This window comes from Streptomyces sp. NPDC036984 (assembly GCF_055607665.1).
Genome location: NZ_JBVJRL010000009.1, coordinates 143,728 through 162,501, shown reverse-complemented (window position 1 = coordinate 162,501; position 18,774 = coordinate 143,728). Strand labels below are relative to the sequence as shown.

The following is an 18,774-nucleotide window of genomic DNA, read 5'->3' as shown; positions in this document are numbered from 1 at the left end:
CGGATGTCGGTGTCTGGCCGACGATAAGCGAGGCGGGCGGCCCGGCCGCGCGTACACGCCGCCGTGACGGCGACCCGGGCGGAACAATGCGCCCCACCGGTGGCTCTTCTCACAATCCGGGCGAATCGCCGTCGGAGGTGACGGCCGCCACGTCATCGGGCGCACTTTGTGTCTACGTTCGTGACTCATGTCGTCCCACGCCTCCCGTACCGCACGAAGCAAGGCCGGGGCCATGGTGGCCTCGGCAGCAGCCCTCCTCTGCGCCGGCCTCCTGCACCCGGCCCCGGCGGCCGCCGCCACCGCGCCGGCCGGGGACACTCGGGCGCACGCCACGGCGGCCGTGCTCGACCTGGACGGCACCGGCCGCACGCCCGTGCTCCACGGCGACGACAGGGCGTACGACACCGCCAGCATCGTCAAGGTCGACATCCTCGCGACGCTGTTGCTTCAGGCACAGGACGCCGGGCGGCATCTCACGGCACGGGAGCGGGAGCGCGCCGAGCCGATGATCCGGCGCAGCGACAACGCGGCGGCCAACGCCCTGTGGCGGCAGATCGGCCGGGCCTCGGGACTGGCGGCGGCCAACAAGCGCCTGGGGCTCACCTCGACGACGGGCGGACCCGGCGCCAAGTGGGGGCTGACCCGGACGACCGCGAGTGATCAGATACGGCTGCTGCGGGCCGTGTTCGACACCGGCGGCACGGCGCGTACGGGTAACGGCGGGCTGTCCGCGGAGTCCCGCGCCTATGTCCGCACCCTGATGCGCCAGGTCGTACCCGAGCAGACCTGGGGCGTCTCGGCGATCGGCGGGCCCGGCTCCGGGCGGGCACTGAAGAACGGCTGGCTCCAGCGCACCACCACGGACCTGTGGGACGTCAACAGCATCGGCCAGGTCACCGTCAAGGGCCACCGATATCTCGTCGCGGTGCTGTCGAACGGCAGCGCGTCCATGAGCGACGGCGTGTCCCTGGTGGAGCGGACGGCGCGCGCGGCCACGGCGTGAGAGGGTCCGTGGAGTGGACGGGACGCACGGCCATGGCGTGCGGGGGCCGGCCGGCCGGCGAGCCGGATCCTCCCGGCGGTTCAAACAGACTCCGGGCCCTGTGACACGCCCGTGACAGTCGGCGGACAGGCCCGTGAAGTCCGGCGAGCAACCTGGTGGAACAAGGGCAAATCGCCCTAAACGGACACTCCCCCAGCCGTTCCGCCGGAGGAATCACCATGAGCGCCACTCTCGCCCCGTCGCCCACCGAAGCCCCCGCCCCCGCGCTGGCTCCGCGCGAGCGGGAGACGCTCCGGCACATCGCCGCCGGCCGGACCTACCTCCAGACGGCCCGCCACATGGGGCTGTCGACGCACACGGTGGACGCCTACCTGCGCCGCATCCGGGCCAAGCTCAACATCACCAACACGGCGGAAATGACCCGCATGGCGATCGCGCTGGGCCTGTGACACCGAAGGCCACCCGTCGGCAGGACGCCGCCGGCCGTCCGCCGCGGGCCACGCGGTCCCGTGGCCCCGGCGGACCCGGCGGCGTCCGTCCGTGCCGCGCCGCCGCCGGCCCGAAGGCCGAAGCGGCCGGAGACGACGGTGGCAGGATGTCCGGATGGAGCTGATCTTGCGTGGGGCGGGCGGTCTGCTCGGGACCGAGCTGTCCGACCCGGTCGACCTGGGCGGGAGCAGCCGCAGCACGGTCCTGCGCTGCCGGACCACGGCCGGCGGCCGTGTGATCGTGAAGGCGTACGGCCGGGAGCCGGTGGCGCTGCGTTGTTTCGCCTCCGAGGCCGCCGCGCTCTCCCTCCGGATGGCGGGGCCGGCGCTGCTGGGCGTGGATCCCAAGGCGCTTCTGCTGGTGATGGAGGACCTGGGCGAAGCGCCGACGCTGGCCGACGTGCTGCTCGGCGATGATCCGAAGGCGGCGCGGGAGGGGCTGACGGACTGGGCTCGGGCGCTCGGCCGCCTGGCTGCCGAGTCGGTCGACAGGCGTGCCGATTTCGCGCGGCTGACGGCCCGCTTCGGCCAGGACGCGCCGTCCTGGGCAGACGACCCGTGGACCGAGCGGAACGCGTCCGACCTGCCGCCGCTGCTCGAACGGGCCGGCATCGCCGTCCCGTCGGGCCTGACCGACGAGCTGGCGCGGATCGGCACGGCGGGCGGTGACCGGTTTCCGGCGTTCACTCCCGGGGACACCTGCCCCGACAACAACCTGCTGACCCCCGACGGGCTGCGCCTGATCGACTTCGAGGCGGCGACCTTCCAGTCGGTCTTCCTGACGGCCGCCTACTGCCGGATGCCCTTCTCCACCTGCTGGTGCGTCTTCCGGCTGCCGGCGGACCTGGCCGAGGAGGCCGAACGGACATATCGCACCGAGGTCGTGGCCGCCTACCCGGAGCTGACCGAGGAGGCGGTGTGGCAGGCCGGGATGCGCCGGGCGACCGCGGTCTGGACGGTCCACGCCACCGTGCACCTGCTGGGCCGCGCCGACGAGGACCGGCCGATGCACCGGACCCGGCGCCCGGTTCCCACGGTGCGCCGGCTGCTGCGGCACCGCTGGGAGACGGCGAGCGCGCTGACCGGGTTCCCGGCGTTCGCCCGGACCATGGAACTGCTCCTGCGGGGGCCGGCCCACACCTGGCAGGCCGCCCCGCTGCCGGAATATCCGGCCTTCCGCGGTTGAGGGGCGCCCGGCCGGAAATCCCCGGCCGGCAAGGAGTGCCCGGGGCTTTTCGGCCGGCGCGGAAGGGGCACGCGGTCGGGGTACGACTTCCAACCGGAGGGGCGGTACCACGATGGCCGAGTACGAACGTTCCCGCACGATGCCCGCACAGCCCGAGCACGTCTTCGACCAGGCGGCCAACGTCGCCCAGCTCGACGCCTGGCTCCCGGAGGCCCTGCACGTGGACGTCGAGGACCCGCCCGCCGTGACCGTGCACGAGGACCGCTCCGGCCAGGACATGCCCGCCCTGCTGCGAGCCGAGCCGGACCAGATGCGCCTGGAATGGGGCACCCGCGAGCAGGGCAGCTACACCGGCTGGCTCCAGGTGGCGGGCATCGGCAGCGGCGCCAGTGAGGTGACCGTGCACCTGTCCTTCTTCGACGAGGGTCACGACCCGGGTGAGCAGGCGGTGCGCGACGCCCTGGACGGTAGCCTGCGGAGGCTGGAGGAACAGGTACGGATGCGGGTCGACAACGCTGCCGGCTGACATGCCCTGGCCGCTGCGCTGACACCCGCTGAGCCTGACGCCACCGTCAAGCAGCACGTCTTCGGCGGCCGGACCCTGTGCCCCGACCGACTGTTCCGGACGGGGCTCACGGGCCCGGCGTGACGGCCGCCGGTCAGGGGCCCGGCGCGATCGCCGCCCTCGGCGAGGGCTCTGAGCGACGCGCTCCGACCGCGAAGCGCGAGGGGCGCCGACGGCAACAGGCGACACGAAGGGCGCCGGCGGTGACAAGTCTCGGGCCCGGCGCTCAGACGCCGGTCAGCACCTGCGGCGAGAGCTGTTTGATCATGGTGTTGGTCCAGCGGATCTGGCGCAGGGTCTGCGGATGGCAGTCGCTCGCCAGCGCGAGCAGCCGGGGGTCGCGGGCGGCCTGCGCGGCCTGGGCGAGCATCTCCCAGTGCACGGAGTTGCGGGTGGCGGCCAGGTGCAGGTCGAGCAGGTCGTGCAGGAGCAGCATCCCCGGTTCCGGACGGCGGCCGATCGCTTCCGCCGCCTTGGCCCGCAGGGTGGCGAGGGGGCCCGGGGTCGGGTCGTCGGGCGGCCCTGACAGGTCGAGTCCGTAGTGGTGTCCGGCGTCTGCGAGACGGGCGCTGTGCTCGTGCGACCAGCGGGCCAGGTCGGTGGCCACATGGTGGATCTCGTGCTCGGTGCGGTGCCGCTCGGCCGTGGCTGTGAGGGCCTTCTCCAGCTCCCGTTCGTCGTGGTGCAGCGTGCGCAGGGTGAGGACGAGGGCGTTCATCGGGCGCTCCCCACTGGCGTTCCGGTGCGGTGCCGCGCGGCCGGTGTGCCGCGCTCGACGAGCGTGACGCGAGCCGCGCAGGTCTTGAACAGGGGCTGTTTGGACACGGGGTCCCAGTCGGTGATCGTGCCCTCGTTGGCGGCCCGGCCGGGGCCGTCGCCGGCCGGGCGGTGACCGGCTGGGGTGTCCCAGTAGCCGTAGTGGAAGGGCAGGAACACCACCCCGTCCCGCATCGGGGTGATCCGCAGCCGGGCCCGTACCGCGCCGCGCGGGGTGCCGACCTCGACCAGGTCGCCGGCGTGCAGGTCCAGGGCGGCGGCCTCGAAGCCGGAGAGTTCGGCCCAGACCTCGGGGGCGGCGGCGTTCAGTTCGGGTGCGCGGCCTGTCTTGGTGCGGGTGTGGAAGTGGTGGACGGTACGGCCCGTGATCAGCTGGAGAGGGAAGTCGGACGAGGTGTCCTCGTGCGGGGGCAGGTACGCGGCCGCCTTGAGGACCGCCTTGCCGTCCGGGTTGAGGGACCGGTACTCGACGGGTTCGTTGATCGCTCCCGTGACCAGGTCCTTGCCGTAGCTCTCGCAGTCGTCGGGGTGGGCGAAGGAGAAGCCGTCGGTGTACAGCCGGGCGGTGCCGTCGGGGGCGTCGGCGGTGCAGGGCCACTGGATGCCGGTGCCGGCGCGCAGCAGGTCGTAGCTCAGCCCGGTGTAGTCGCAGGGGCGGCCGGCGCTGCACCGCTGCCAGGCCGCGAAGGCCGACTCGGGGTCGTGCCAGCTGATCAGCGGGCCGCCGGACTGGTCGCGGAAGCCCATGCGGGCCGCGAAGTCCAGGAAGATGTCCAGGTCGGCGCGGGCCTCGCCGGGCGGTTCGACGGCCTTGTCGGACAGGTGTACGGTCCGGTCGGCGTTGGTGAGGGTGCCGGTCTTCTCGCCCCAGGTCGCTGCGGGCAGCACGACGTCGGCGAGCTGGGCGGTCTCCGTCGGGAACAGGTCCTGCACGACGACGAAGAGCCGGTCCTGGCTGAGGATCGAGCGGATCCGGTCGAGTTCGGGGAGGGACACGGCCGGGTTGGTACCGGTGATCCACAGCATCCGGATCGCGCCCTGCTCGGCGTACCGGAACATCTGCAGCGCGTGGGTCGGCGGCGCGTAGTGCGGGATGCGCTCCGGCGGGACGTTCCACAGCTCGGCCAGCTCGGTCACGTGCCGGTCGTTCTGCCAGTTCCGGAAGCCGGGCAGGTCGCCGTCGGCGCCGCACTCGCGGGTGTTCTCCGCACTGGGCTGGCCGTTCATCTGGAGCAGGCCGCAGCCGGGGCGGCCGAGCATGCCCCGGAGCAGGTGCAGGTTGTTGACCTGGACGGCGGCCGCGGTCGCCTGGTGGGACTGGTAGAAGCCCTGGAGGACGGTGGAGGTGAGCCGCTCGGCGCCGCCGAGGATCTCCGCCGCCCGCTCGATGCCGGGTGCCGGGACGTCGCAGATGTGGGAGGCCCAGCGGGGTGTGCACGGCTCGACCATGGCCGCCAGTTCCTCGAAGCCGACCGTGTGTGCCTCGACGTAGGCACGGTCGACGTGTCCGGCGCGGATGATCTCGCGGAGGAGGGCGTTGAGGAGGGCCAGGTTGGTGCCGGGGCGCGGGGCGAGGTGGACGGTTGCCTTCCGCGCCACGGGTGTGGTGCGCGGGTCGACGCACACCAGCGCGGGCGGGTCGCCGCCGGCGAGCCGGTCCAGGACACGCGCCCACAGCACCGTCTGGGTCTCGGCCATGTTGTGGCCGAACAGGGCGAGGGCGTCACAGTGGTCGAGGTCCTCGTACGAGCCGGGCTGCCCGTCGCAGCCGAAGCTCTCCTTCAGCGCCTCGGCCGCGGTCGACGTGCACAGCCGGGTGTTGCCGTCGAGGTGGTTGGTGCCGATACCGGCCCGGGCGAGCACGGCGAGGGTGTAGTACTCCTCCAGGAAGAGCTGGCCGGTGGTGTAGAAGCCGAGGGAGCCGGGGCCGCGCTCGTCCAGCAGGTGCCGGGTGCGGGCCACGATCCGGTCCATGGCCGTGTCCCAGTCGCAGGGCACCAGCCGACCGTTCTCCCTGACGAGCGGCCTGGTCAGCCGGTCCGGGGAGTTGTTCGCCTGCCAGCCGTACAGGTCCTTGGGTCCGAGCCGGCCGTGGTTGACCCGGTCGGTGGCGCGCCCGCGGACACCGACGATGCGTCCGTTGCGTACGGCGATGTCCATGGCGTCGCCGTTGGAGTGCAGCAGCGAGGCGGACTGCACCCAGCGCTCCACGTCCGCCTCGGTGAGGCCGGGCGCGAGGTGCAGGTCGGTCCGGGCCGGCCAGGGGGTCCCGCGGTCGTAGGGGGTCCGGGCACCCCAGGGGTCGCCGATGCGGTCGTCGTCGCTCACGATCACACCTCCGGGTGTCGCCTCGGGTTGCCGCGCGAGTACCCCGATGCGGGCCGCCTCTCCCCCGCGTCCCGCCTGCCGCGGGCGCGGGGGACCCGGGCGCAGGAGGTGATCGTCGTGCCCGGACCCGGCGGCAAGAGGTACGAGGCCCGCCGGACGCGGCTGCGCAAGGAGGCCGAGCGCTCGGGGACCTCCGACCGGGACGCGGACACCGTCGCCGACGAGACCCTTCAGCGGGATCCGGAGTCGCGGAGCCGGGGCCCGAAGACGGAGCGGGGCCGTGGCCCGCAGGGCGAGCGGCCGGAGGGCGAGCGGCCGGAGGGCGAGCGGCCGGAGGGCGAGCGGCCGGAGGGCGAGCGGCCGGAGGGCGAGCGGCCGGAGGGCGAGCGGCCGGAGAACAACTGGTCGGACAGCAAAGCCTCCCCGGAAGAATCGGGGAGGCTTTCACGTGCAACCCTTCCGCCCCGGCAGGAGTCTTCAGTGCGGAACGCACGTTCCGGTGCGGTTCGTTCGTCCGTCACAGCCACGTCATCCAGAGGATTCCATGCCGTTCACCACCCCAGGTTCCCGTGCACTCCGGCAGACCGCCGGCGCGATCGGCGCCGTCGCCCTGATCGCGCTGGGTGCCGCCCCCGCCTTTGCCGACGAAGCCGGGGCCGGCCTGGTGCTGGGCACCATCGCGCCGGTCGACGGGGTCGAGCCGGGCGGCGAGTTCACGGTGCCGGCCACCTTCACCAACACGGGCACCTCGGCGCTCGACAAGGTCTGGATGGCGTACTCGGTCACGCGCGGGCTCAGCCACGGTGAGATGCCGTCCAACTGCCGGCGCTACGAGGTCGCCTCGTTCGACGAGGCGCCGAGCACCTCCCACCTGGTCTGCGAGTTCGACCAGCCGGTCAAGCCCGGTGTGGTGTACGCCCCCGAGCGGCCGGTGACCCTGAAGGCCCTCGACCACGCGCTCCACGACGAGCTGCGGGTGTCGGTCGACGCGCACGACCCGGCCCCGACGGAGGGTGCTTCGGAGCCGGTGCAGGGCACCGGTCCCGCGGTGAAGCTGGTCGAGCGGCCCGACGCGACGCCGGCCGCCCCCGGATCGGCCCGGCACGACGGCTGGGACGCGGCCGACACCACGGTCACGGTCGACAACACAGCCGATTTCCAGGTGACCGGCGCCCGGTTGCGGGGCCGCGTCGGCGAAACGGTCGACCTGCAGGTGAAGTTCACCAACGCCGGGCCCGCCTGGGTGCTCCGGAAGCTGGACACGCCGGCGACCCGCGTACTGATCACGTTCCCGGCCGGCACGTCGGTGACCAAGGCCGACGGCTTCTGCAAGAAGACCGGCGCGGGCAGCTACGACTGCGGGACCGCCCAGCGCTGGGTGAACGAAGGCGGCGGCGAGAGCTACGCGTTCAAGGTGCGGATCGACAAGGCGGCGTCCGGGGCCGAGGGTTCCGTGGCGCTCGCCGGCGAGCCCCGCCCGTTCGACCACGACAAGGCGAACGACACCGCCGCTCTCACCCTCGATGTGACGGGCGGTGGTTCGGCCGGCGGCGGCGACTCGGACGGGGGCGGCTCGACGTCCTCCACCGGCGGCACGGCAAGCACCGGCGGTTCCGGTTCGACGGCCGGCGGCTCGTCGACGAGCGGCACGTCCGGCTCGACGTCGACGGCCGGCACGACCGGCGGTTCCGCGTCGTCCTCGTCGTCGGGATCCTCGGGCTCCTCGGACGGCGAGATGGCGAGCACCGGCTCGGGTGCGGTGCTGCCCGTCGCGGCCGCCGCGACCGGAGCCGTGCTCGTCGGCGCCGGCGCGATCGTGGTGGTACGGCGCCGGTCCGGCCGGCAGCGCTGAGCGGGCACCGGGACACCGACCGGCCCGCCCGGCCGCCGGCCGGAGCCCGGACCGGTCAGTACCCGGACCCCAGGCTCCGCGTCGAGTAGGCGCACTCCGTGTAGATGTAGCCGGACCTGAGCTTGGCGGTGTCCGAGGCCGGGGTCGCGGTGCTGGTGCCGTTCGGCTCGTGCACGAAGTACGTGGTACCGACCGGAAGGCTGATGGTGCGCTGCGGGTAGTGCTTGCCGCTGTCGTTGCACGGCTTGAAGCCGGAGAACAGCGTGTCGGAGAGCGAGTACGCCTTGCAGCCGCCGCAGCCCTTGAGAGTGAAGCTGCCGGTCACGGGGCCGGTGTAGAGGACGGTGATGTCGTCCGGGCTGTCGTTCTTGACGGTGACGGAGATGCTGCCGCCGGAGGCCGTGGTCGGCAGCTTCCTGCCGGCGGCGGGCAGGGTCTGGGCGACCTCGGCGGCTATGGCGATCTTCTGGGCGCGCGCCCGGTTCCGGTCGTGCTTGTGGTCGGCGGCGAACTGTTCCATGGTCTTCTGCGCCGCGTCGAAGTCGCCGTCCTTGTACTGGTCGACGCCGCAGGCGTACTCGCCCGTGTCGCCGCTCCGGCCGGCCCGGCTCGCGGCCTTGCCCAGGGCGCCGTCCGTGTCGCCCGACGACGTGGACAGGTCGCCGATCCGGGTGCCGAGGCTGCGCAACCGCTCGACGGCCGCGCAGGGTTCGTCCCCGTCGACGGCCTTCTCCGCCTTCTTCACCGCCGCGTCGACGGCGGGCACCACCTTGGCCGCCGCCCCGGACCGCGGGAAGGTGTCCAGCAGATCGCCGAAGCGGGTCACCCAGTCCACGTCGCCGGTCGCGAGGTGCTGTGCGCCGCACTCGTACAGGGCGGTCGCGAGCCGGTCGTCGGGCCAGCGGGCCAGCGAGCCCAGCGGCTCCTCGGGCAGCGTGTCGGGCACGGTGCGCAGGTACGTCAGCGGCTCCACGGCATCGCAGTACTCCCGGTGGCCGTAGGCCGCGGCGACCGTCGTGTAGTAGGTCCGCAGGCTGGCGGGGACCCGGTCGGCCGCGCGGGAGCCGGCGTGGTGCACGGCGATGTCGCGGTAGACCTCCAGCGCCGTCCGGTAGTCCGACTTCGCGGACGCGAACGACTGCCGGCCGTTCCGTGCGACCAGGTCGTCGGCCCGCTGCAGGCGGCCGAGGAGCGCCTGTTCCACGGCCTCGTCGTGGGCGTCCTCGTACCAGAGGACGCCGCCGGCCGGCACGGCGAGCAGCAGGAGGCCCAGCAGCAGGGCGAGGGGCGCGCCGCCCGGCCGGGTGAGGCGGGTGCGCAGTCCGGCGAGCCCGCCGTGGGCGGCCGCCGCCAGCAGCAGTACGGCGTAGCCGGCGACCGCCGCCCCGGGGACGCCGTCGGCGTCCGCGGGCAGCGCGAAGAGCAGGAACAGGCCGGTCGCGACCCAGCAGGCGGCCATCAGGACCCAGCGGCGCAGCAGCGCGTAGCCGAGTCCGAGACCGCTCAGGTTCAGCAGGGCGACCGCGGCGGCCCGCCAGGCGTCCGGCGGCGCGGGCGGGCTGGACGGCACGGGTGGCGGCCCCGGCGGCATGGGCGGGGGCACAGGCCCCGCGAACCCCTGGCTCGGACCGTACGGACCTTCGGACATGGCGGCTCCCCCCGTTCAACTGCGCCCGCATGTCTGCGGATCCGCAGTGTACGGGCGCGGGCGCGGACCCGATAGATGCCCGAACGGCCGTCCGTACCTACACAATCCTTATTTGCCTCATGCCCCATTTGTCCGTTTATCCTGGGCGACCGTGCCGGGCCCCACCGAGCGGCCCGCGGAACGCGACGAGGAACGGGAGGCGAAAGACGGCATGCGCGGCGCACGGTGGTCCGGGGTCCTGGCGTCGATCGGACGCACCAACGGCGCCGAGGCCGCGCGCGCGACCGTGGCCGCCGGGCTGACATGGCAGACCTGTGCGTTGCTGCTGCACACACCCGACCCGTACGCGGGCGCTGTCGCGGCGCTGCTCATCGTCGAGACGACGGTGGTGCGCACGGTCTCCGCCGCCCTGCGGTACGGCGCGGGGTGCCTGCTCGGCGTCCTCGTCGCCGTACCCGGCGCGCTGTACGCCCGGCCCGGCATGGCGGGCCTGGTCCTCGTCGTGTTCGCCTCGGTGCTGCTGGCCCGGCGCGGATTCCTCGGGCACCACGGGGTGCATGTGCCGACGACCGCGCTGGTCACGTTCGCCCTGGTGCGCGGCCGCCACCCCGATGAGCTGGCCTCCCACCTGGCGGAGATCGTGCTCGGCATCGCCTTCGGCCTGGCCTGCAGCGCCCTGCTGTTTCCCCCCGTACGCGTCCGGTCCGCCGAACGGGCGCTGGAGGAGCTGCGCGCGCGGGTCGCCCGGGATCTGGACGGCCTGGCCGACGCGGTCGACCGGCACACCCGGCCCCGGGACGTGCTCGGACCCACCTGGAAGCAGGATCTCGACACGGCGCTGGAGCGTGCCGGCACAGCCGTGGACGAGGCGCACGAGAGCGTGCGGTGGAACCCGCGGCCGACGGCCCGGCGCCGCCGCTGGCATCTGGACCGCCGGGTGCTGCGGACCCTCACCGACGTCGCGCACGACCTGGCCGCCACGGGCCGGCTCCTCGACACGCACCCCGAGGCCCCCGACGCCTCCCGTCCCGGCGCCGCCTTCGCCCAGCCGTACGCACGGCTGCTGCGGACGACCGCGCTGTGCGTCTACTCCTGCCGGGGTGGCCGGCCACACCCGGCCCTGCCCGCCGCGCGGCAGGCCCTGTCCCGGCTCGGCACCGCCGGCTGTCGTCCCCCGGCTTCCGGCGGCCCGGCCACCGACGGCCCGCCGGCCCGCACCGCGGTCACGGACACCCCGGCCGCCGTTCCCGAGGGCGGCCGCCTGCTCCGTCACCTGGACTCTGCCCTGTCGCGCCTGTCCGCACCGGCGCCCGCCCCGCCCGTCCGCACCCACCGGGTACTCAGCCCGATACGGCCCTCCCTGCGACGATGAGCTTCCACCACACCGATGCCGAGCACACCCTCGGCACGACCGCCGACGCCCACCCCACCCGCACGGCCGCCGACGCCCGCCGGCCGGCCCCGACCCTCCGCGACCGCCTCGCCGGCTCCCGCGCGCTTCCGGCTGCGGCCCCCGTGCTGCTGATGACGGTCGTCGCGCTCACGGATCTGCTCACCCCCGACTGGCTGCACGTCTCCCCGGTGATGGCCGCCGTGCCCGTCCTGGCCTCGGTGCTGCTCCCGCTGTGGGCCACGGCGTCCCTCGCCTGCGCCGCGCTGGTCGTGACCGTCCTGCTCCAGGCGGACGCGGGGCAGGGCGGGCACCCGGACTCGGACGTCGTGCTGTTCAGCCTGTTCGTGGTCGGACTGACCTCGCTCGCCGCCTGTTCCCTGCGCGGCCGCCGGGAGCGCCAGCTGCGGCAGGTCCGCACCGTCGCGGAGACCGCCCAGCGGGCCCTGATGCATCCGCTCCCGCACCGGATCGGCTCGCTGGCCCTGCGGGGCGTGTATCTGCCGGCCGAGTCGGAGGCGCGGATCGGCGGCGACTTCTACGAGGCGCTCCCGACCCCGTACGGCATCCGGATCCTCATCGGTGACGTCCGGGGCAAGGGGCTGCCGGCCGTCGGCGCCTCCGCGGCCCTGCTCGGCGCGTTCCGCGAACTGGCCCACCAGGAGCCGTCGTTGACGCGTGTCGCCGAGCGGCTGGACGAGCGTGCCCGGCGGCAGATCGCCTCCGTGGGCGGCATCCTGGACGACGGCCCGCCGGACGACCGGACGTCCGGGACGCTGTACGCGGAGCGGTTCGCGACCGCGCTCCTCGTGGAGTTCCCGCCCCACGAGCCGGTGGCCCGCCTCGTGCACTGCGGACACCCCGAGCCGTTCCACGTCCACGCGGGCCGGGTGCACGGCCTGCTCCCCGACCGGCCCGGCGCCCCGCTCGGCCTCGGCGACCTGCTCGAAGTGGCGCCGACCGCCCAGACCGTGCCGTTCGCCCCGGGCGACCGTCTGCTGCTGTACACGGACGGGTTCATCGAGGCCCGCGACCGGCGCGGCCGGTTCCTCGATCTGACCGACCACGTCGAGGCCCACGCCGGCCGGCCGCTGGAGGCGCTGGTGGCCTGCCTGCGCCGGGACCTCGTCCGCCATGCGCACGGCGACCTCGACGACGACGCCGCACTGGTGGCCCTGGAGCGGCTGCCCGAACCGCCGGATACGCCATGACGGATGCCGTGCCACCCCGGCCCGGCCGGCCGGCGGGGGGACGGGGACGACCCGACGCCGGCGGCACAGGACCTCGTCCGCCACTCCTCGGGAACCGGCCCGCCACCGGCTGGGACGATCCCGCCCCTCCCCTGTCCGGGCCAATGACGGTGCGCCGGAGAGGCGGGCGGCCGCGCCGGATGTGACCGTGGGGAAGTGAACCACGACCCACGGTGACGAGGAGACGGCATGGCAGACGGAGTCGGGGCAGGCTGTGCGCAGCTGAGCGCCGTGGCGGACGCCGTGCTGTACGAGGGGTATCTGCTCTATCCTTATCGCCGGTCCTCGGCGAAGAACCGGGTGCGCTGGCAGTTCGGGGTGCTGCTGCCCCGGAACTGGGCGGAGCGGGACGGGCCGGTCGTGCCCGGGATCTCCGGCTCCGCCGACTCCTGGTACCAGCAGACCGAGTGCCTGCTGCGGGTCCGGCACGCCGACGCCGTCGTACGGGTGCGCGTGCGCTGTCTCCAGCTCCAGCACAAGCAGGTGGAGGCGGCCGACGAGGACGGGGCGCATCGCCCGGTCGAGTCGCTGCGGACGGCCGACGGGGTCGCCCATCTCTCCTTCGAGGAGGCGGTGCCGCGCGAGACCGAGCTGGTACTGCCGCTCGCGGAGCTGCTGCGGGGCGGCCGGACCGCTGCCGTGGGGGCGCCGGCCGGAGCGGAGTACGAGGCGCTGCCGGCGGGGGCGGGGCGGACGGTGCGGCGGCGCCGTGAGGTGCGCGCCGTGACGACGGTCGTCGCCGAGCCGCTGGCGCCGCAGCTGTACCGGCTGCGGGTGCGCACCGAGAACGCCGGTGAGGCACCGGACCCACGGGCGCCGCGCGGTGCCGTGCTGGGGCAGGCGCTGCTGGCCACCCACACCCTGCTCACCGCGGACGAGGCGGAGTTCGTCTCGCTCATCGATCCGCCCGCCGCTCTCACGGAGCACGCGCGCGCCTGCCGCAACGCCTTCACGTTTCCCGTGCTCGGCGGTGCGCCGCCTGAGTCCCGGAGCACGGACGGGCTGACCGGCTCCCTGCTGCTCTCCGCGCCGATCATCCTGCCGGATCATCCGCAGGTGGCGCCGGAGAGCCCGGGCGATCTGCACGACGCGGCGGAGATCGACGAGATCCTCACGCTGCGCACGATGCTGCTGACCGACGAGGAGAAGGCCGAGGCCCGGGCCACCGATCCGCGGGCCGCGCAGATCCTCGACCGGGTGGAGACCATGCCCCGGGAGGTGTTCGCCCGGCTGCACGGCGCCATCCGTTCCCTGAGCCCCGTGCCGGCTCCGGCCGCCGGGCGGCCCGCCTGGTGGCAGGAGGGCGGCGACGACGGCCTGTCCCCGGCGACGGACACCGTGCTCGTGGGCGGGGTGGCCGTCGGCGGCGGCAGCCGGGTACGGCTGTGCCCGCACGGCCGGGGCGCCGACGCCCAGGACATGTTCCTGGACGGGCGGACGGCGCAGGTGGCCGCGGTCTTCCACGACGTGGACGGCAGCGTCCACCTGGCCGTCACCCTCGACGACGATCCCGCCGCCGAACTGCACGGCTGGTACGGCCGGTTCCACTACTTCCGGCCCGACGAGGTCGCACCGATCGGCCCGGCCGACCCGCCGGGCCCGGCCCAACCACCCCGGCCGCAGTCCCCGCGGCCCGCGCGTCCGGCCGACCGGCCGGAGGAGGGACGGTTCGATGGATGCCCTTGAGGTGCTGGCGCACGACCACCGCATGGTCGAGCAGCTGTTCCGCGACTACGACGCGGCGGCCTCCGACCGGCAGCGGCGCGGCGTGGCCGAGCTGCTGGTCCGCGAGCTGTCCAAGCACGCGGCGCTGGAGGAGATGCTCCTCTATCCGCTGGCCAGGAAGGCGCTCCCGGACGGTGACCGGGAGGTGGACGAGCATCTGAGCGACCACATGGCGGTCAAGAAGACGCTCCGCGACCTCGACCGGCTCGGTGAGGGCGACCCGCGCGCCGACGAGCTGGTGGACCAGCTGCGCCGGGAGGTGGAGGAGCACATCCACGAGGAGGAGAGCGTCATGATGACCCGGCTGCGCGAGGCAGTCTCCCAGCAGGACCTGGACGAGCTGGGCCGGTCGATCGCCCGGTCCAAGCAGGGCGCACCGACCCGTCCGCACCCGAACGCCCCCGCCAAGCCCCCCGCCCTGACCCTCGCGGCCCCGCTGGCCGCCGCCTACGACCGACTCCGAGACCGACTGCAGCGGAGGCCGACGACGTGACCACCCAGAGCAGCACCACCGAAGTGAGCCGTGAGCCCGGCCGGTCCGAGGCGCGCGGAAAGGGTTTCGACGAGATCCACATCCTCTGGATCTCGGAAGGCATGAGCTGCGACGGGGACACCGTCTCGCTCACCGCCGCCGGGCAGCCCTCCATCGAGGACCTGGTGCTCGGCCTCATCCCGGGTCTGCCGAAGGTGAACCTGGTCAACAAGGTCCTCTCCCCGAGCCTGGGCGGCGAGGACTTCCTCGCCCCCTACCGGGCGGCCGCGCGCGGCGAGTTGTCGCCGTTCATCCTCGTCATCGAGGGCTCCATCCCGAACCAGAACATCATCGAGGGAGACGGCTACTGGACGTCGTTCGGCAACGACCCGGTCACCGGGGAGCCGCAGACCCTGAACTGGTGGATCGACCAGCTCGCGCCGAAGGCCTGGGCGGTGGTGGCCGCCGGGACGTGTGCGGCGTACGGCGGCATCCATGCGATGGCCGGCAACCCGACCGGCTGCATGGGCCTCGCCGACTACCTCGGCTGGGACTTCAAGTCGCAGGGCGCCCTGCCGGTGGTGAACGTGCCCGGCTGCCCGATCCAGCCGGAGAACTTCATGGAGACCCTGGTGTGGGTGCTCTACCACGCGGCCGGATCCGCGCCGCCACCCCCGCTGGACCACATGCTGCGTCCGCAGTGGCTGTTCGGCAAGACCGTGCACGAGGGCTGCGACCGGGCCGCGTACTACGAGCAGGCCGACTTCGCCAAGGACTACAACTCGCCCAAGTGCCTGGTGAAGTCGGGCTGCTGGGGGCCCGTGGTCAACTGCAACGTGCCCAAGCGGGGCTGGATGGCCGGAATCGGCGGCTGCCCGAACGTCGGCGGCATCTGCATCGGCTGCACCATGCCCGGGTTCCCGGACGCGTTCATGCCGTTCATGGACGAGCCGACCGGCGGCACCCTGTCGTCGATGCTGATCAAGCCGTACGGCGCCGTCATCCGCAGGCTGCGCGGACTGACCAGCGTCGCGGTCAACCGCGAACCCAAGTGGCACCACAACGGCCCGGAACTGACCACCGGTTACGACCCGTACTGGCGTGCCTGAGCGGCACCCCGGCGACCCGTGCGTACAACGAACGAGGGGCAGGAAACGACATGACGACCACCGAGGGCGCGAGCCGGGTCTCGGGGCGCAAGCCCGCGCAGATCGTGGACATGTCCTGGGACCCGATCACCCGGATCATCGGCAACCTCGGCATCTACACGAAGATCGACTTCGCCAACCAGGAAGTGGTGGAGTGCCGCAGCACCTCCTCGCTCTTCCGCGGCTATTCGGTCTTCATGAAGGGCAAGGACCCGCGCGACGCCGGGTTCATCACGTCGCGGATCTGCGGCATCTGCGGCGACAACCACACCACGTGCTCGAACTACGCCCAGCAGATGGCCTACGGCGTCAAGCCGCCGAAGCTGGCCGAGCACATCACCAACCTCGGCGAGGCCGCCGAGTACATGTTCGACCACACGCTCTTCCAGGACAACCTGGTGTTCGTGGACTTCTGCGAGGCGATGGTCAAGGCCACCAACCCCGGGGTCCTCGCGCGCGCCCAGCGCACGGACGCGCCCCGCGGCCACATCCACGGCTACCGGACCATCGGCGACATCATGCAGGCCTTCAACCCCTTCGAGGGGGAGGTCTACAAGGAGGCGCTGAAGGTCAGCCGGGTCACCCGGGAGATGTTCTGCCTGATGGAGGGGCGGCACGTGCACCCCTCCACGCTCTACCCGGGCGGTGTCGGCACGATGCCGCAGCCGAACACCTTCACCGACTACCTCAGCCGCCTGATGCGCGTCATCGACTTCATCAAGAAGGCGGTGGCGATGAACGACGACGTCTTCGACTTCTTCTACGAGGCGCTGCCCGGCTACGAGGAGGTCGGCAAGCGCCGCATCCTGCTGGGCTGCTGGGGCGCCTTCCAGAACCCGGACGTCGTCGACTACCGGTACGCGACGATGAACGAGTGGGGCCGGGCGATGTACGTCACCCCCGGCATCGTGGTGGACGGCAAGCTGGTCACCAACGACCTGATCGACATCAACCTCGGTCTGCGCATCATGCTGGGCAGCTCCTACTACGAGGACTGGGTGAACGAGGAGCCGTTCGTCACCCACGACCCGCTCGGCAACCCCGTCGACATGCGCCACCCGTGGAACCAGACGACCGTCCCGGTGCCGCAGAAGCGGGACTTCGACGGCAACTACAGCTGGGTGATGAGCCCGCGCTGGTACCACCCGGAGACCGACCAGCACCTCGCCCTGGACACCGGCGGCGGGCCACTGGCCCGACTGTGGTCGACCGCGCTGAGCGGCCTGGTCGACACCCCGTACGTCAAAGCCACCGGTGGCAGCGTGCGCATCTCCCTGCCCAAGGGCGAGTCGTTGCCGGAGACGACCCTGGAGTGGCACATCCCGAAATGGAGCAACACCCTCGAACGGGACCGTGCCCGGCCGTACTTCGTCGCCTACGCCGCCGCCATGGCCCTCCAGTTCCTGGAGGAGGCGATGGGGATGCTGCGGGCCGGTGAGACGAAGGTCTTCGAGGACTTCGAGGTGCCGGACGAGGCGATCGGCTGCGGCTTCCACGAGGCGGTGCGCGGCGTCCTCTCGCACCACCTGGTGATCCGGGACAAGAAGATCGCCAACTACCACCCGTACCCGCCCACCCCGTGGAACGCCAGCCCCCGCGACATCTACGGCACCCCGGGCCCGTACGAGGACGCCGTCCAGGGGCAGCCGATCTTCGAGGAGAACGGGCCCGACGACTTCAAGGGCGTCGACATCATGCGTACCGTGCGCAGCTTCGACCCCTGTCTGCCGTGCGGGGTGCACATGTACATGGGCAAGGGCAAGACGCTGACGACGGTGCACACGCCCACGTACGGGGCGAACCATGGCTGACACCGGGCGGCTCACCGACCCGGACGTGGAGGGACGGCTGGCGCGGCTCGACGAACTGCTGGCCCGCCTGGAGACCGCTCCCGGACCGATGGGCGCCACGGCCGTCGAGGCGGTACGGGTGCTCACCGAGGTCTACGGCGAGGCGCTGGCCCGGATGCTGGACCTGGCCGGGCAACCGCTGGCCGCCCGGCTGCCCGAGGACGAGCTGCTGGGGCATCTGCTGGTACTGCACCAGCTCCACCCCGAGCCGGCGCAACGGCGGGCCGAGCGCGCGGTCGACCGGCTCCGCCCGGCGGTGCGCGACCGGGGAGGCGATGTGGAGCTGGTCGGTGTCGAGGGGCAGGTGGCCCGGGTGCGGGTGAGCGAGGCGGGCGGTTGCGGGGCCGGCTGCGGCGGCGGGCCCTCGATCGCGGACGCGGTGCGGGAGGCGGTGCTGGCCGCCGCACCGGAGCTGACCGCGGTCGAACAGCTGCCCACGCCGACCCCGCCGGCCTTCGTACCGCTGGATTCCCTGCTGGTGCGGGAGGGGCGGTGAGCGCGGGCGGGGCGCTGGCCCGGGTCATCCGCTCCGCCGCCGACCGGGACGGCCGCGAGCGGTGCGACCTGTGCGCGGAACCCGTGCCCGAGGAACACCGCCATCTGTACGCCACCGAGCGCGAGGAGCTGTTGTGCGCCTGCGGCGCGTGCACGGTGCTGTTCCCCGGGGACGGCGCGGGCGGCGGGCGGTATCTGCCGGTGCCGCACCGGCGGGTACGCCTGAACCCGGTGGACACCGGGCCGCTCGGGGTGCCGGTGGGGCTGGTCTTCTTCGTGCCGCGTGCCGACGGCACGGTCACGGCGCAGGGGCCCAGCCCGGCCGGGGCGATGCGCTGGCAGGTCGACGCGGCCCGCTGGGCCGAGATGTGCGCCGCGTGTCCACCGCTGGCGACCATGGCACCCGAGGTGGAGGCTCTGTTGGTGAACACCGTGCGCGGCCTGGACCACCACTGGATCGTGCCGGTGGACGACTGCTTCCGCATGGTCGCGCTGGTCCGCCGGGAGTGGCGGGGCCTCGCCGGAGGTGGCCGGGTGTGGCCGGCCGTCGAGCGGTTCTTCGCGGAGCTGACCGAGCGCTGCTGAGGACCTGAGAGG

The 18,774-nt window shown here is 73.3% G+C and carries 16 protein-coding genes; 13 read left to right on the top strand and 3 right to left on the bottom strand.

Features of this window, described 5'->3' with window-relative positions; translation table 11 throughout:
• Positions 1-187: 187 nt before the first annotated feature.
• From ACZ7DL_RS18975 to ACZ7DL_RS18960, 4 genes are all read left to right on the top strand, one after another.
• Positions 188-1,003 (top strand): serine hydrolase, encoded by an 816-nt coding sequence (locus ACZ7DL_RS18975; protein WP_470775304.1) that lies wholly within the window; start codon positions 188-190, stop codon positions 1,001-1,003.
• Positions 1,004-1,221: 218 nt separating this feature from the next.
• Positions 1,222-1,452: a response regulator transcription factor gene (locus ACZ7DL_RS18970; RefSeq protein ID WP_470775303.1), complete on the top strand. Its 231-nt coding sequence runs from the start codon at positions 1,222-1,224 to the stop codon at positions 1,450-1,452.
• A gap of 154 nt (positions 1,453-1,606) precedes the next feature.
• The gene (locus ACZ7DL_RS18965) at positions 1,607-2,677 is read left to right on the top strand and encodes a hypothetical protein (protein ID WP_470775302.1); all 1,071 of its coding nucleotides are present in this window, start codon (positions 1,607-1,609) and stop codon (positions 2,675-2,677) included.
• Positions 2,678-2,789: 112 nt separating this feature from the next.
• Complete coding sequence (locus tag ACZ7DL_RS18960) at positions 2,790-3,203, top strand: SRPBCC family protein (RefSeq protein WP_470775301.1); 414 nt, start codon at positions 2,790-2,792, stop codon at positions 3,201-3,203.
• Positions 3,204-3,468: 265 nt separating this feature from the next.
• Here the strand turns inward: ACZ7DL_RS18960 and ACZ7DL_RS18955 are convergent, their stop codons facing one another.
• Entirely contained in the window at positions 3,469-3,960 is a 492-nt protein-coding gene (locus ACZ7DL_RS18955; RefSeq protein ID WP_470775300.1) for a hypothetical protein, read from the bottom strand.
• Complete coding sequence (locus tag ACZ7DL_RS18950) at positions 3,957-6,350, bottom strand: molybdopterin oxidoreductase family protein (protein WP_470775396.1); 2,394 nt, start codon at positions 6,348-6,350, stop codon at positions 3,957-3,959. Before ACZ7DL_RS18950 ends, ACZ7DL_RS18955 begins: the two co-directional genes overlap by 4 nt.
• A 541-nt stretch (positions 6,351-6,891) precedes the next feature.
• Between ACZ7DL_RS18950 and ACZ7DL_RS18945 the strand changes: the two genes are divergently transcribed.
• Positions 6,892-8,199, top strand: a complete 1,308-nt coding sequence (locus tag ACZ7DL_RS18945; RefSeq protein WP_470775299.1) for a hypothetical protein — start codon at positions 6,892-6,894, stop codon at positions 8,197-8,199.
• 55 nt (positions 8,200-8,254) lie between these two features.
• Here ACZ7DL_RS18945 and ACZ7DL_RS18940 read toward each other — a convergent pair whose 3' ends face one another.
• Entirely contained in the window at positions 8,255-9,847 is a 1,593-nt protein-coding gene (locus ACZ7DL_RS18940) for a hypothetical protein (RefSeq protein WP_470775298.1), read from the bottom strand.
• A 151-nt stretch (positions 9,848-9,998) separates the two neighbouring features.
• On the opposite strand from ACZ7DL_RS18940, the gene ACZ7DL_RS18935 reads away from it, so the two are divergent.
• From ACZ7DL_RS18935 to ACZ7DL_RS18900, 8 genes are all read left to right on the top strand, one after another.
• Positions 9,999-11,219, top strand: coding sequence for an FUSC family protein (locus ACZ7DL_RS18935; RefSeq protein WP_470775297.1), 1,221 nt, complete (start codon positions 9,999-10,001; stop codon positions 11,217-11,219).
• Positions 11,216-12,448: a PP2C family protein-serine/threonine phosphatase gene (locus tag ACZ7DL_RS18930; protein ID WP_470775296.1), complete on the top strand. Its 1,233-nt coding sequence runs from the start codon at positions 11,216-11,218 to the stop codon at positions 12,446-12,448. The genes ACZ7DL_RS18935 and ACZ7DL_RS18930 overlap by 4 nt, the downstream gene beginning before the upstream one ends.
• Before the next feature lie 228 nt (positions 12,449-12,676).
• Positions 12,677-14,173, top strand: a complete 1,497-nt coding sequence (locus ACZ7DL_RS18925; RefSeq protein ID WP_470775295.1) for a hypothetical protein — start codon at positions 12,677-12,679, stop codon at positions 14,171-14,173.
• Positions 14,160-14,705 (top strand): hemerythrin domain-containing protein, encoded by a 546-nt coding sequence (locus ACZ7DL_RS18920; protein WP_470775294.1) that lies wholly within the window; start codon positions 14,160-14,162, stop codon positions 14,703-14,705. The genes ACZ7DL_RS18925 and ACZ7DL_RS18920 overlap by 14 nt, the downstream gene beginning before the upstream one ends.
• Entirely contained in the window at positions 14,702-15,793 is a 1,092-nt protein-coding gene (locus ACZ7DL_RS18915) for an NADH-quinone oxidoreductase subunit B family protein (RefSeq protein WP_470775293.1), read from the top strand. Before ACZ7DL_RS18920 ends, ACZ7DL_RS18915 begins: the two co-directional genes overlap by 4 nt.
• 50 nt (positions 15,794-15,843) lie before the next feature.
• Positions 15,844-17,643: a nickel-dependent hydrogenase large subunit gene (locus ACZ7DL_RS18910; protein ID WP_470775292.1), complete on the top strand. Its 1,800-nt coding sequence runs from the start codon at positions 15,844-15,846 to the stop codon at positions 17,641-17,643.
• Complete coding sequence (locus ACZ7DL_RS18905; RefSeq protein ID WP_470775291.1) at positions 17,636-18,178, top strand: NifU family protein; 543 nt, start codon at positions 17,636-17,638, stop codon at positions 18,176-18,178. Before ACZ7DL_RS18910 ends, ACZ7DL_RS18905 begins: the two co-directional genes overlap by 8 nt.
• Positions 18,175-18,762, top strand: coding sequence for a DUF5947 family protein (locus tag ACZ7DL_RS18900; RefSeq protein ID WP_470775290.1), 588 nt, complete (start codon positions 18,175-18,177; stop codon positions 18,760-18,762). The genes ACZ7DL_RS18905 and ACZ7DL_RS18900 overlap by 4 nt, the downstream gene beginning before the upstream one ends.
• Positions 18,763-18,774: the final 12 nt, after the last annotated feature.